The sequence below is a fragment of the Sphingobium sp. IP1 genome, assembly GCF_002708645.1.
GTDB classification, from domain to species: Bacteria; Pseudomonadota; Alphaproteobacteria; order Sphingomonadales; family Sphingomonadaceae; genus Sphingobium; species Sphingobium yanoikuyae.
Genome location: NZ_NOIW01000134.1, coordinates 1 through 12433, shown reverse-complemented (window position 1 = coordinate 12433; position 12433 = coordinate 1). Strand labels below are relative to the sequence as shown.

General features: G+C 65.4%; 13 protein-coding genes and 1 riboswitch. Of the genes, 9 read left to right on the top strand and 4 right to left on the bottom strand.

What is annotated here, in order from left to right:
• Nucleotides 1-1387, bottom strand: a 1387-nt coding sequence (locus CG471_RS26485) for an efflux RND transporter periplasmic adaptor subunit (RefSeq protein ID WP_099234303.1), incomplete at its 3' end; no start/stop codon positions are given.
• Nucleotides 1377-2828 carry an efflux transporter outer membrane subunit gene (locus CG471_RS26480; protein ID WP_099234302.1) on the bottom strand — a complete coding sequence of 484 codons (1452 nt, stop codon included), beginning with the start codon at nucleotides 2826-2828 and terminating at the stop codon, nucleotides 1377-1379. The genes CG471_RS26485 and CG471_RS26480, both read right to left, overlap by 11 nt.
• Nucleotides 2829-3018: 190 nt before the next feature.
• Between CG471_RS26480 and fabD the strand changes: the two genes are divergently transcribed.
• The 4 genes from fabD to fabG all read left to right on the top strand — a co-directional run bounded on the left by fabD (nucleotide 3019) and on the right by fabG (nucleotide 6010).
• On the top strand, nucleotides 3019-3954 hold the full coding sequence (gene fabD, locus CG471_RS26475) for an ACP S-malonyltransferase (RefSeq protein ID WP_099234301.1): 936 nt from the start codon (nucleotides 3019-3021) through the stop codon (nucleotides 3952-3954).
• Nucleotides 3951-4772, top strand: coding sequence for a crotonase/enoyl-CoA hydratase family protein (locus CG471_RS26470; protein WP_099234300.1), 822 nt, complete (start codon nucleotides 3951-3953; stop codon nucleotides 4770-4772). The genes fabD and CG471_RS26470 overlap by 4 nt, the downstream gene beginning before the upstream one ends.
• A 64-nt stretch (nucleotides 4773-4836) precedes the next feature.
• Nucleotides 4837-5259 carry a GxxExxY protein gene (locus CG471_RS26465; protein ID WP_099234299.1) on the top strand — a complete coding sequence of 141 codons (423 nt, stop codon included), beginning with the start codon at nucleotides 4837-4839 and terminating at the stop codon, nucleotides 5257-5259.
• A 10-nt stretch (nucleotides 5260-5269) separates the two neighbouring features.
• Nucleotides 5270-6010 (top strand): 3-oxoacyl-[acyl-carrier-protein] reductase, encoded by a 741-nt coding sequence (fabG, locus tag CG471_RS26460; protein ID WP_004212094.1) that lies wholly within the window; start codon nucleotides 5270-5272, stop codon nucleotides 6008-6010.
• 12 nt (nucleotides 6011-6022) lie between these two features.
• Here fabG and CG471_RS26455 read toward each other — a convergent pair whose 3' ends face one another.
• Nucleotides 6023-7246 (bottom strand): glycosyltransferase family 87 protein, encoded by a 1224-nt coding sequence (locus CG471_RS26455; protein WP_099234298.1) that lies wholly within the window; start codon nucleotides 7244-7246, stop codon nucleotides 6023-6025.
• A 207-nt stretch (nucleotides 7247-7453) separates the two neighbouring features.
• On the opposite strand from CG471_RS26455, the gene CG471_RS26450 reads away from it, so the two are divergent.
• From CG471_RS26450 to metA, 4 genes are all read left to right on the top strand, one after another.
• A complete protein-coding gene (locus CG471_RS26450) occupies nucleotides 7454-7687 on the top strand; it encodes an acyl carrier protein (protein ID WP_004212096.1) in 234 nt (77 codons plus the stop codon).
• A gap of 178 nt (nucleotides 7688-7865) precedes the next feature.
• A complete protein-coding gene (gene fabF, locus CG471_RS26445) occupies nucleotides 7866-9125 on the top strand; it encodes a beta-ketoacyl-ACP synthase II (protein WP_004212097.1) in 1260 nt (419 codons plus the stop codon).
• A 109-nt stretch (nucleotides 9126-9234) separates the two neighbouring features.
• Complete coding sequence (gene mltG / locus CG471_RS26440) at nucleotides 9235-10206, top strand: endolytic transglycosylase MltG (RefSeq protein WP_099234297.1); 972 nt, start codon at nucleotides 9235-9237, stop codon at nucleotides 10204-10206.
• Nucleotides 10207-10266: 60 nt separating this feature from the next.
• A riboswitch (SAM-I-IV-variant riboswitch) is annotated at nucleotides 10267-10375 on the top strand.
• A 39-nt stretch (nucleotides 10376-10414) separates the two neighbouring features.
• A complete protein-coding gene (metA, locus tag CG471_RS26435; RefSeq protein WP_004212101.1) occupies nucleotides 10415-11341 on the top strand; it encodes a homoserine O-succinyltransferase in 927 nt (308 codons plus the stop codon).
• A 10-nt stretch (nucleotides 11342-11351) separates the two neighbouring features.
• Here metA and CG471_RS26430 read toward each other — a convergent pair whose 3' ends face one another.
• Nucleotides 11352-11771, bottom strand: coding sequence for a sugar transporter (locus CG471_RS26430; protein WP_099234304.1), 420 nt, complete (start codon nucleotides 11769-11771; stop codon nucleotides 11352-11354).
• Nucleotides 11772-11878: 107 nt separating this feature from the next.
• Here CG471_RS26430 and CG471_RS26425 point away from each other — a divergent pair, with 107 nt between their 5' ends.
• Nucleotides 11879-12382, top strand: coding sequence for a 2'-5' RNA ligase family protein (locus tag CG471_RS26425; RefSeq protein ID WP_164488926.1), 504 nt, complete (start codon nucleotides 11879-11881; stop codon nucleotides 12380-12382).
• Nucleotides 12383-12433: the final 51 nt, after the last annotated feature.

Here is a 12433-nt window from a genome sequence, read left to right as displayed (position 1 = left end):
GGATCAGCCCGCGTTCGAGGTCGGCCCCGGCCCCGGCGGCCTGACCCGCGCGATCCTGCGCGCCGGCGGCAAGCTGGCCGGTGATGACCTTCATGCCGGGCTTCAGGTCGCCGCCGGTGATGACGGTGCGCGATCCGTCGCTGGCGCCGACGGTCACCTGGATCGCCTTGGGATCGCCCTTTTCGTCGAGGACATAGAGGGTCTGGCTGCTGCCCGCGCCGAAATTGACCTGGCGGTTGGCGCCGCTGCGGCGCATGCGGCCGGGGCCGGGCAGGACGCTGGTGATGCCGCCGCCCGATCCGGCGCCGCTGCTGGGCTTGAAGCGGAGCGCGCTGTTGGGGACGAGCAGCACGTCATGCAGTTCCTGGGTCACGATGTCGGCTGTCGCGGTCATGCCCGGACGCAGGGTTTCGTCCGCATTGTCGACCGACAGCACAGCGGTATAGGCGACGACCGTGCCGGTCGAGCTGCTGGTCGTGCTGGTCGAGGACGAGGAGGACGAGCTGCTGCTGGAGCTGTTCGACCCGACATTCACCCGCGTGACCTTTGCCGGGAAGGTGCGGCCGGGGAAGGCGTCGACGGCGAAATTGGCGGTCTGGCCTTCCTTGACCTGGCCGACATCGGCTTCGTCCACCGACACCTCGACCTCCATCTTGGTGAGATCCTCGGCGATGGTGAACAGCACCGGCGCGTTGAGCGAGGCGGCGACGGTCTGGCCGGGCTCAATGTCGCGCGACAGCACCACGCCGGTGACCGGCGAGACGATCTGGGCGATCGACAGGTTGGTCTGGGCGGTTGACAGCTGGGCGCGCGAGACATTCACCTGTGCCTGGGCGGAACGGAGGTTGGCGAGCGCGCCATTATAGTCGGCGCGGGCCGAATCCAGTTCGGTCTTGGCCGGCACCTTGCCACCGGAAAGCTGATAGACGTTGAGCTGGCGATCCAGCGTCGCCTTGGCCAGCGCGACCTGCGCCTGCGCCTGGGCGACGCCGGCCTGGGAGGAGGCGACCTGGGCCTGCGTCTGGTTGATCGTGTCGACCAGACGGCGGGTGTCGAGTTCGGCGAGCTTCTGCCCCTTGGTCACGCGATCATTGACGTCGACATAGACGGCGGTGATCTTGCCCGACTGTTCGGACCCCACATCGACCTGGTTGATCGGCTTCAGATTGCCGGTGGCCGACACGCTGACCGTCAGGTCGCCCTGGCGCGCCTCGCGGGTGGCATAATTGGGCTTGTCGTCGCCGGCAAAGCAGCGGGCGACAAGCAGGACGAGGATCAGCAGCACGACGCCGATGGCGCCGCGGATCAGCCATTTGCGATGCGGCTTTTCCGGCTTGGCGCCCAGAAAGTCGTTGAGATCCTGGTCGGGGCTGGCGTCATTGCTCATGGGGGCGGTTATCCATATTCTGCCAGCCGCCACCCAGCGCATTATAGAGCTGGGCGATGGCCAGGATCTCGTCCGATTGGGCGCTGGCAAGGCTGTTGCGGGCGTTCAGCAACGTGGTTTCGCTGCTGGACAGGGTCTGGAAGTCGATCAGGCCGGATTGATACTGGCTGCGCGCCAGGATCGCGGCATTGTTCGACGCTTCATAGGCGGTGGCGAACTCGATCTTGCGCTGGCGGGCACTGTCGAGCGAGGCCATGCCATTTTCGACATCCTCCAGCGCGCCGAGGACGCTCTGCTTGTAGGCGGCGAAGGCGCCGTCGGTCGCCGCCTTCTGCGCGCGGACCTGCGAGGCGAGGCGGCCACCATCGAAGATGGTCTGGGCGACATTGGCAAAGACGCCGCCGGTGATGAGGTCGAACAGATCCTTGAAGGCGTTCGACGTGGTGCCGATGTTGCCGCTGATGCCGAGCGAGGGATAGAGCTGCGCCTGGGCGACGCCGATCCGCGCGGTGGCGGCGGCCAGCGCCCGTTCGGCCGAGCGCACATCGGGCCGCTGGCGCAGCGTGTCGGCCGGAATGCCGGTGGCGATGTCGGTTGCGGCGGTGGGGATCGGCGCCGGCGTTTCGAGCGCGCGGGTCGCGTCGCCCGGCGCCTGGCCGGTCAGCACGGCAATGCGGTTGAGGCTGCCCTTCAGGCTGGCTTCGAGCTGGGGGATGGTGGCGCTGGTCTGGGCGAGTTGGGCCCTGGCCTGCTGCTCGTCGAGCGAGGAGACGAGCCCGGCCTGCAACCGCCAGCGGGCGATGTCGTAATTGTCCTGCTGCACCTTCTGCGTCTCGCGGGCGATGCGCAGCTGTTCCTGTGATGCGCGGGCCTGGACATAGTTGGTGACCAGTTCGGAAATGATGGTCATCCGCACATTGGCGAGGTCATAGCCGGACGCGGCAAGATCGGCCCGCGCGGCTTCGGCCGAGCGCGACAATTCGCCGAACAGGTCGATCTGCCAGCTGGCATTGGCGCCGGCCGAATAGCTGCTGGACCAGTTGCTGGCGCCGGTGGAGATGACGTTGCCGCTGTCGTCGACACGGGTGCCGCCGGCCTGGCTGCGGTAATTCTTGCCGCCGCTGGCCGATCCGCTTACCTGCGGCAGGAAGGACGCATTGGCCTGGCGCAGAGATTCCCGCGCCTGCCGCAGCCGTGCCTGCGCCTGGACGATGTCCAGGTTGCCGGCGATCGCCTGATCGATCAGGCCGGTCAGCGTCGGATCGTTGAGCCGCGTCCACCAGGTGGCGAGGGTGGCGTCGTCCAGCGCGGTGCCGCTGCCCTGGCTATAGCCGGCGGGCACGCCCAGCGCGGCGGATTGCGGCGCGTGATAGTTCGGTCCCGCCGCGCAGGCGGACAGGGCAAGCACCGATCCCGTGAGCCATGCAATGCGATATCGCACCTTTTCCTTGCACTCCGTCGTCGTTAAAGGGGCCAGCAATATTCCCCCGGAGAGACAGGGGGCAGGTATGTCAGGTCGTTACGTGCCGAAAAGCAATGTACGCCTCAATGCCATATATGTCTCAAAGTGTAACGTGCGTGAATTCCCGTGTTTTTCTCCGGAAAGACACCAGTAGATCAGAGGATGGAAGATGAGGGCATTTCTTTTCCCGGGCCAGGGTAGCCAGTCGGTCGGCATGGGCAAGGCGCTGGCCGAGGCAAGCCCGGCGGCGAAGGAACTGTTCCAGGAAGTCGATGACGCCCTGTCGCAGCATCTGTTCCGGATCATGGTGGAAGGCCCCGAGAGCGACCTGACCCTGACCGAGAACGCCCAGCCGGCGATCATGGCCAATGCGCTCGCCACGCTGCGCGTGATGCAGAAGGAAGGCGGCTTCAGCCTGGCCGACAAGGGCGATTATGTCGCCGGCCACAGCCTTGGTGAATATAGCGCGCTCTGCGCGGTCGAGGCGTTCGACCTTGGCACCACCGCCCGCCTGCTCAAGCTGCGCGGTCAGGCGATGCAGGCCGCCGTGCCGGTGGGCGAGGGCGCGATGGCGGCGCTGCTGGGTACCGACATCGAAAAGGCGCAGGCGCTGGCCGATGCGGCGGCGCAGGGCGAAGTCTGCACCGTCGCCAACGACAATGATCCCAGCCAGGTCGTCATTTCCGGCCACATGGGCGCGATCGAGCGTGCCGTTGCGCTGGTCAAGGATTATGGCATCAAGCGCGGCGTGCTGCTGCCGGTGTCGGCGCCCTTCCACTGCCCGCTGATGCAGCCGGCTGCCGATGCGATGGCGGAAGCGCTCGCCAAGGCGACGATCAACGCGCCGCTGCTGCCGGTCTATGCCAATGTGCTGGCTGCGCCGATCAGTGATCCGGCCGACATTCGCGAGCGTCTGGTCGAGCAGGTCACCGGCCGCGTCCGCTGGCGCGAGTCGATCGGCGCGATGTGGGACGCGGGCGTCACCGATTTCGTCGAACTGGGCGGCAAGGTGCTGGGCCCGATGGTCAAGCGCATCGCCCCCGACGCCACCGTGCGCAGCGTGGTGACGATGGACGATATCGAGGCCGTGCTGGGCGCGCTGTGAGCGAGAGCCCGGTCCTTAGCCCCCCCGTTCTAACCCAGCGTGACGGGGCCGTCCTGACGGTCACGCTCAACCTGCCCGACCGGCGCAACCCCATCTCCGATCCGGCGATGGTGGATGCGCTGTGCGATGTGATCGAAGCGGCGGACCGGGATGCCAGCATCCATGTCGCGATCCTGACCGGGGCGGGCAGTGCCTTCTCCTCGGGCGGCGATCTCAACGCGATGCGGCCGGATGCCGGCGGGCTGCGCGCCAGCCTGCCGGCGCAGACGCGGCGCAATTATCGCGCGGGCATCCAGCGCCTGCCTCTGCTGTTCCAGGCGATCGAGCTGCCGGTGATCGCGGCGGTCAATGGCCCTGCGATCGGCGCGGGGCTGGACCTGGCCTGCATGTGCGACCTGCGCATCGCGGGGCAAGGCGCGCGCTTTGCCGAAAGCTTCGTGAAGCTTGGCCTCGTCTCCGGTGATGGCGGGGCCTGGTTGCTGCCGCGCATCATCGGCTTTTCGAAGGCGTCGCAACTCTCGCTGACCGGCGAGACGATCGACGCGGGCGAGGCACTGCGGATCGGGCTGGTCGGCGATGTGGTGCCCAACGCGGACCTTATGACGGTGGCGCGGGCGCAGGCTGATGCGATCGTCGCCAATCCGCCGCACGCGACGCGGATGACCAAACGGTTGCTGCGTGCGGCGCAGACGGCCGAACTTTCGCAAATTTTGGAAATGGCGGGCGCCATGCAGGCGCTGGCCCACGCGACCGCGGATCATGACGAGGCGATCACCGCCTTCTTCGACCGCCGGCCGCCACACTTCAAGGGAGACTGAAAGCCTGTCATAGGCTGGTGACTGGACAATTGTTCGCGCGGAGACGCGGAGACGCGGAGGGCTTTTGGTCGATATAGATCGTGTCAGTGGCGACGTTTTGAACCTGGCCCTCCGCATGCATCGCGAGTTGGGGCCGGGGCTTCTCGAGAGCGTCTACGAGATGATCCTCGCCGCCAAGCTGGTCGAGATCGGCTATGCTGTCGAACGGCAGAAGTCCGTCGATATCGATTATGAAGGGCTGCATTTTGCCGCTGCATTCCGTATCGACCTGCTGGTTGCCGACTGTCTTCTGGTCGAGATCAAATCCACCGAGCGGCTGAATCCCGCCCATGCCAAGCAATTGCTGACCTATCTTCGCCTGACCAACCAGCCCGTAGGGCTGCTCATCAATTTCGGCGGCGCCACGCTCAAGGAAGGGGTGAAGCGCATAGTCAACGACTATGCCCCCTCCGCGTCTCCGCGCCTCCGCGTGAACCGAATGGAATAAGGAGACTAGAATGTTCGATCTGACGGGAATGACCGCGCTGGTTACCGGCGCTTCAGGGGGCATTGGTTCCTCCATCGCCAAGGCGCTGGCCGCGCAGGGCGCCACGCTGGCGCTGTCGGGCAGCAATGAGGAAAAGCTCAAGGCCTTTGCGGCTGAACTGGGCGGCGACCACAAGACCTTGGTCTGCAACCTGTCTGATCCGGCCGCTGTCGACGCGCTGGTACCGCAGGCGGTGGAAGCGCTGGGCGGCAAGATCGACATCCTGGTCAACAATGCCGGCATCACCCGCGACAATTTGATCCTGCGCATGAAGGACGAGGAATGGTCGCAGGTGATCGCGGTCAATCTGGAAGCCGCCTTCCGCCTGTGCCGCGCCGCCGCCAAGCCGATGATGAAGGCGCGCTTTGGCCGCATCATCTCGATCACCTCGGTCGTGGGCGTCACCGGCAATCCGGGCCAGTCCAACTATTGCGCGTCGAAGGCCGGCATCATCGGCATGTCGAAGTCGCTGGGCCAGGAACTGGCGAGCCGCGGCATAACCGTGAACTGCGTGGCCCCCGGCTTCATCCGGTCGGCCATGACCGATGCGCTGAACGATGCGCAGAAGGGCACGATCCTGGCCAAGATCCCCGCTGGCGATCTGGGCGATGGCGACGATATCGGCGCAGCAGTCGCCTATCTGGCGAGCAAGGAAGCAGGCTATGTCAACGGCCAGACCCTGCACGTCAACGGCGGCATGGCGATGATCTGATCGATCGCCCGGTCAGGCGATCTTCGTCCGGCCGGGCAGGTTATAAGCGAGCGCGCCGTCCAGCAGGATGGCGCGTCGCATCGCCAGCGCCAGCACCGCGATCGCGGCGATCAGGTTGACCGGCACATGGGTCCATTCCGACACGGCCCGGCCGAACAAAGGCGCCATCCAGGCATAGGCCAGCCAGCTTCGTTCCCAGCCAAGCACGCCGCGCTTGCCCATGTCGGCGGCGACGAAGGCGATCGCCATCCCCAGCAGCACATAGTCATAATCGAGCACATAGGGTGTGCAGAGCAGGGCGGCGCTGAGCGCAGCGGCGCCCCGCACTTCCATCGTCCCACGGCGGGCGACCAGCGCGGCGATGCCGATGACGATGGCTGTCACCAGGCCCTGCACCACATAGGCGGCTGGAATGCTGCCGCCCCATTGGCGAATGGCGGCAAAGGGGCTTTGGATCTTTTCCCAGCCGGTGGCACCATTTTCGATGATGATATGCTGCGTCAGGGGCAGAGAATCGATGAACGCCTGCCACACCGGCCAGCCCCAGATCAGCAATGTCAGCAGGCACAGGCCCGCCGAGGTCAGGCCCGCAGCCAGGAAGGCGCGGACATTGCCGCGCGCGATGATCAGCACCGGGATCAGCACCGCAAATTGCGGTTTGTAGACCAATGCGCCCAGCAGCATGCCGGCGATCCAGGGACGTCGGTCGAGCAGGGCCATGCCGCCGCCCAGCAGGCCGGCGGTCATGAACGCATTCTGGCCATGGCCCAGGCACACCATCACAACCGGCGCACCGAGCGCGATGAGCAGCGCGTCGCGCTGACCCGGCAGGACATGGCGGACGACCATCAGCGCGCCGGCCAGCGTCAGTCCCTGCCACAGCAGCAGGGCAGGGGTGTAGGGGATTTGCGCCAGCAGCGTTGCCAGGATCAGGAAGGGCGGGGGATAGTGCCAGCCATAGAAAGGGATGGCGGGATCATGATGGATCGCCTTCTGCACTTCATGATGGGCGGGCCAGTTCCATGCCTGGGCGGCCTGGCCATGGTCGGCCATCCAGCCCGCAGTCCAGACGTTTGAAAAGTCGGTGCCAAGCGGTCGGCCAAGCGAATCTACCGTGCCATGGGCCGTCGCGAACAGGTAGGCGAGGCCGATCAGCGTTGCTGCCAGCATCAGCCAGGCGGTCATTCTTGCCCGTTCCGGGGTGATGAACTGGTCGGGGCACAGGCGGCTTATCATGGCAATTTGCTGGCACAAGCGGCTGAAATTTTGGTAAACAACCCGTTGTTTCCGGGTTTTTTCCGGCTTTTTATTGCCGAAACGCACCTGTCACTCCATCTAGGGGCTTGGCGGGCTTCCCTCTTGCCTCTATCGGGGCTTGGCACTAGGGCAATGCCTTAACGGTTATTCAGAACCACCAACGATACCCAGTAAGAAGGACCACTCATGAGTGAGACCGCGGATCGCGTAAAGAAAATCGTCGTCGAGCATCTGGGCGTCGAAGCCGAGAAGGTGACCGAGGACGCCAGCTTCATCGACGATCTGGGCGCAGACAGCCTGGACATCGTTGAACTGGTGATGGCGTTCGAAGAAGAATTCGGCGTCGAAATCCCGGACGATGCGGCTGAGAAGATCGCCACCGTCAAGGACGCGATCGACTATATCGACAGCAAGGCCTAAGGGCTTCGCGGCCTGCCCCCCGTGGCGGGCCGCCCTCCTTGCACAAGGATTGGCTCCTCCTGTCCGGTGATCCCGGAGCTTGGGGAGCCTTTTCGTATCTGGCCTGCCGTTCACAAGTGCGTGTGGAACGCCTAGATGAGCGGCACGGAACCAAAAATTGGAATTTCGGAGCAAGCATATGCGTCGCGTCGTCGTAACCGGCCTTGGCATGGTAAGCCCGCTTGGCGGGGATGTCGAAACCACCTGGAAGAACATCATCGCGTCGAAATCCGGCGCGGCGACGATCACCCGCTTCGATGCCACCGATTACAAGTGCCGCATCGCCTGCGAAGTGAAGCCGGCGGATCATGAATATGGCTATGACGCCTCGCTGGACGTCGACCACAAGATCCAGCGCCAGGTTGATCCGTTCATCGTCTACGGCATTTCCGCCGCCAGCCAGGCGCTGCGCGACGCGGGCCTGGACAATATGTCGGAAGAAGAGCGCCTGCGCGCCGGCTGCTCGATCGGTTCGGGCATCGGTGGCCTGCCGGGCATCGAAAGCGAATCGCTGGTGCTGGCCAACAAGGGCCCCAACCGCGTTTCGCCGCACTTCGTCCATGGCCGCCTGATCAATCTGATCTCGGGCCAGGTCTCGATCAAATACGGCCTGATGGGTCCGAACCATGCCGTCGTCACCGCCTGTTCGACCGGCGCCCACTCGATCGGCGACGCTGCGCGCATGATCGCGATGGACGATGCCGACGTGATGCTGGCGGGCGGCGCGGAAAGCGCGATCTGCCCGATCGGCATTGCCGGCTTCGCCCAGGCGCGTGCGCTCTCGACCGGCTTCAACGACACGCCGGAAAAGGCGTCGCGTCCCTATGACGTCAATCGTGACGGCTTCGTCATGGGCGAAGGCGCGGGCGTGGTCGTGCTGGAAGAATATGAGCGGGCCAAGGCGCGCGGCGCGAAAATCTATGCCGAAGTCATTGGCTATGGCCTGACCGGCGACGCCTATCATGTCACCGCGCCGCACCCGGAAGGCAATGGCGGTTTCCGTTCGATGCAGATGGCGCTCAAGCGTTCGGGCCTCAGCCTGGAAGATATCGACTATGTGAACGCGCATGGCACGTCGACCCCGCTGGGCGACGAGCTGGAGCTGGGCGCGGTCAAGCGTCTGTTCGGCGATCATCTGGGCAGCATGTCGATGTCGTCGACCAAGTCGGCGATCGGCCATCTGCTGGGCGGCGCGGGCGCGGTGGAGAGCATCTTCTGCATCCTCGCCATGCGCGACCAGATCGTGCCGCCGACGCTCAACCTCGACGAGCCGAGCGAAAGCTGCAAGGGCGTGGACCTGGTCCCGCACGTCGCCAAGGAGCGCAAGGTGCGCGCGGTGCTGAACAACTCGTTCGGCTTCGGCGGCACCAACGCCTCGCTCATCATGAAGGCGATCTGATACGCCTGATCCTCCCCTGAAAAGGGGAGGATCATGTAAGCCATAGCCGGTTGGGCATTATTTGGGTCGGGCAGTTGGGATGATGGCAAGACGATCCGGCGCAAATCCGGTGCGGCGACTGGGCTGCATCATCCTTCTGATCGGCCTGGCCGTTGTCGCCTTTGTCGGTTTCCGCTTCGTCCATGGCTGGACCGAGACGGGGCCGGCCACCCAGGATATCAGCATCGTCGTGCCGGAGGGATCGACCCTGTCCGATGCCGCGGTGCTGCTGAAATCGGCCGGCGCGGTGCGTTCGGCCGATGCCTTCCTGACCCGCGCCAAGGTCTTTGGCGGCGCCAAGCCGATCAAGGCCGGCGAGTTCGTGGTGCCCAAAGGCGCCAGCAACCGCGAAATCCTGTCCATCCTGCAGGGCGGCAAGACGCTGACCCGGCTGGTCACCATCCCCGAAGGCATGCCGTCGATCCTGGTGCAGGAAAGGCTGATGGCCAATGACGAGCTGACCGGCGATGTCGCGGTGCCAGAAGAGGGCAGCGTGCTGCCAGACAGCTATGCCTTCGACAAGGGCGAGCCGCGCGCCGCCGTGCTGAAGCGGATGCAGGTGGCGATGGACAAGGCGCTGGCGAAGCTCTGGGCCGAACGCGCGCCCAATACGATCGCCAAGTCGCCCCAGGAGGCGATCATCCTCGCCTCAATCGTCGAGAAGGAAACCGCGATTGCCAAGGAGCGGCCGATGGTCGCCGGCGTCTACAGCAATCGCCTGCGCAAGAACATGATGCTGCAGGCCGACCCGACGATCATCTATCCGATCACCAAAGGCAAGCCGCTCGGCCGCCGGATCAAGAAGTCCGAGATCGCCGACGTCAATGACTACAATACCTATGCGATGACCGGCCTGCCCAAGGGGCCGATCGCCAATCCGGGCCGACTGTCGATCCTGGCGGTGCTGCACCCGGCGGAGACGAATGCGCTCTATTTCGTTGCGGACGGGAAGGGCGGCCATATCTTCGCCGACACCTATCAGCAGCATAATGAGAATGTGCGCAAATGGTTCGAGATCCGCCGCGCGCGGGGCGAGCTGTAAAGCGCGGCTTGGCCGATATATAGCCGGGCTTGCCACATCGTCCGGCGCGCGCTAGGGATAGTGCAGCATCAAGAGTTGGGGCGACGCCCAACGCCAACCTGCCGTTCCGGGCAAGGTGGCACTCCCGATCCGGGAGGATGTGGCCGATCCGGCAACAAAGCGGACCTCAGCCACCGATCGTCGCCCCGCCAGGAAGGACTGACGAGACGTGCCGATCAAGATTGCCGACGACCTGCCCGCCCGCCGCACGCTGGAAGCCGAGGGCGTTGCCGTGATGGGCGAGGCGGACGCGGTGCGGCAGGATATCCGCCCGCTGCGGATCGCGCTGCTGAACCTGATGCCCAACAAGATCGATACCGAGACGCAGCTTGCCCGGCTGCTCGGCGCCTCGCCGTTGCAGGTGGAGCTGACGCTGGTGCGGATCAGCGACCATGTGTCGCGCAACACCTCGGCCGATCATATGCAGTCCTTCTACCGCGCCTGGACCGATGTGCGCGACGAGCGGTTCGACGGCTTCCTGATCACCGGCGCGCCGGTCGAGCATCTGCCGTTCGAGGAGGTGAGCTACTGGCAGGAACTGCGCGCCATCTTCGACTGGACCCAGACCCATGTGCATCGTTCGCTCAGCATCTGCTGGGCGGCGCAGGCGGCGCTCCATCATTTCCACGGGGTCGAGAAGCACGCGCTGGAGCGCAAGGCGTTCGGCGTGTTCCGCCATCGCAACCATGCTCCGGCCTCGCCCTATCTGCGCGGCTTTTCGGACGATTTTTCGATCCCCGTGTCGCGCTGGTCGGAAGTGCGGCGGGAATCGCTGCCGGTCGATCGCGGGCTGCAACTGCTGGCGGATAGCGCGGAGACCGGGCCCTGCCTGGTCCATGATCCGCGCCATGGCTTCCTGCACATGTTCAACCATGTCGAATATGACACGCGCACGCTGGGCGACGAATATGCGCGCGACGGCGGCCGCCAGATGCCGGCCCATTATTTCCCCGACGACGACCCGACCCGGCCGCCGGAAAATCGCTGGCGCAGCCATGCCCATCTGTTGTTCGGCAACTGGATCAACGACCTCTACCAGACCGCGCCGTTCGACGTGGACATGATCGGCCAGGAGATATTGCAGAGCGCGGCCTGATCGGCGCCGATCAGCGCAGCAGGCCCTTGGCCGCCTGATTGCGGGCGTAGAGCCACTGGCCGATGCCGATCAGGACGATGACGGCCGGAAAGATCGCCGCGCCCGCGCCCTTCACCGCCAGCAGGTCGGTGCCGAGGAACGTGTGTCCGAACTGGACGATCACCGCGAGCAGCGACAGCAGGAACAGCGGCACCGCGACGCGGCGGCGCAGCAGCAGGGCGATCGCGCCCAGCGTGCCGGCGCCCACCGCCAACGCATAGACGGCCCAGGCCCAGCCGGGCATCTGGGCGAAGGCGCGGGCGGTGTCGGGATCGGTTCTGGCGAGTTCGCCAAGATCGGCGCCATATTGCATGACGAAGGCGGCGACGCCCATCAGGTTCCATAGCAGCAGGATGACGGCGATGATGACGAAGGATGCCGGTGCGCGCATGATGCTTCCCCTCCTGGTCCGCGCCTGCTTGCCGGGCGCGGCATCTGTCATCATATAGCCTGTCCCGGCCGGGCGAAAGTCCGCCATCGCGTTGCAGGGAGGCGGTCCTGGCTGATCCGATCATCGTCACCGCGCTGCTGGGCGCTGCCGATTTCGCCTGGGCGGATGGCTTGCGCCGCGCCCATTTCCCGCCCGAACGCAATCAGGTGCCGGCGCATGTCACCCTGTTCCATCATCTGCCGCCTTCGCTGCTGCCCGAACTCAGGACGCGGATGAAGCAGATATGCGCCGGCCCGGCGCCACGGGCGCGGCTGGGCGATGTGCTGCTATTGGGGCAGGGGGTCGCCTATCGCATCGACAGTCCCGATCTGGCGGCGTTGCGTGGCGAATTGGCGGACGCCTTCACTGGCCTGCTGACGCCGCAGGACCAGGCCGGCTTTCGCCCGCATCTGACCGTGCAGAACAAGGTGGAGCCCAGGGTCGCGCGGGCGCTGGCCGACCGATTGCGCGCCGATTTCCATCCCCGCCCGATCGCAATCGCAGGCCTGGCCGCCTGGCACTATCGCGGCGGACCATGGGAACTGGCAAGCGAGACCCGGTTTCGCGGGTAGCGACGGCAGAATGGGGGCGATAGATAGCCCCTCCCTTTCAGGGAGGGGGTG

What these genes read in the sequence shown, in the direction of transcription:
- fabD (WP_099234301.1), top strand. Translation starts at nt 3,019, where the DNA reads ATGAGGGCATTTCTTTTCCCGGGCCAGGGTAGCCAGTCGGTCGGCATG.
- fabG (WP_004212094.1), top strand. Translation starts at nt 5,270, where the DNA reads ATGTTCGATCTGACGGGAATGACCGCGCTGGTTACCGGCGCTTCAGGG.
- CG471_RS26455 (WP_099234298.1), bottom strand. Translation starts at nt 7,246, where the DNA reads ATGATAAGCCGCCTGTGCCCCGACCAGTTCATCACCCCGGAACGGGCA.
- CG471_RS26450 (WP_004212096.1), top strand. Translation starts at nt 7,454, where the DNA reads ATGAGTGAGACCGCGGATCGCGTAAAGAAAATCGTCGTCGAGCATCTG.
- fabF (WP_004212097.1), top strand. Translation starts at nt 7,866, where the DNA reads ATGCGTCGCGTCGTCGTAACCGGCCTTGGCATGGTAAGCCCGCTTGGC.
- CG471_RS26430 (WP_099234304.1), bottom strand. Translation starts at nt 11,771, where the DNA reads ATGCGCGCACCGGCATCCTTCGTCATCATCGCCGTCATCCTGCTGCTA.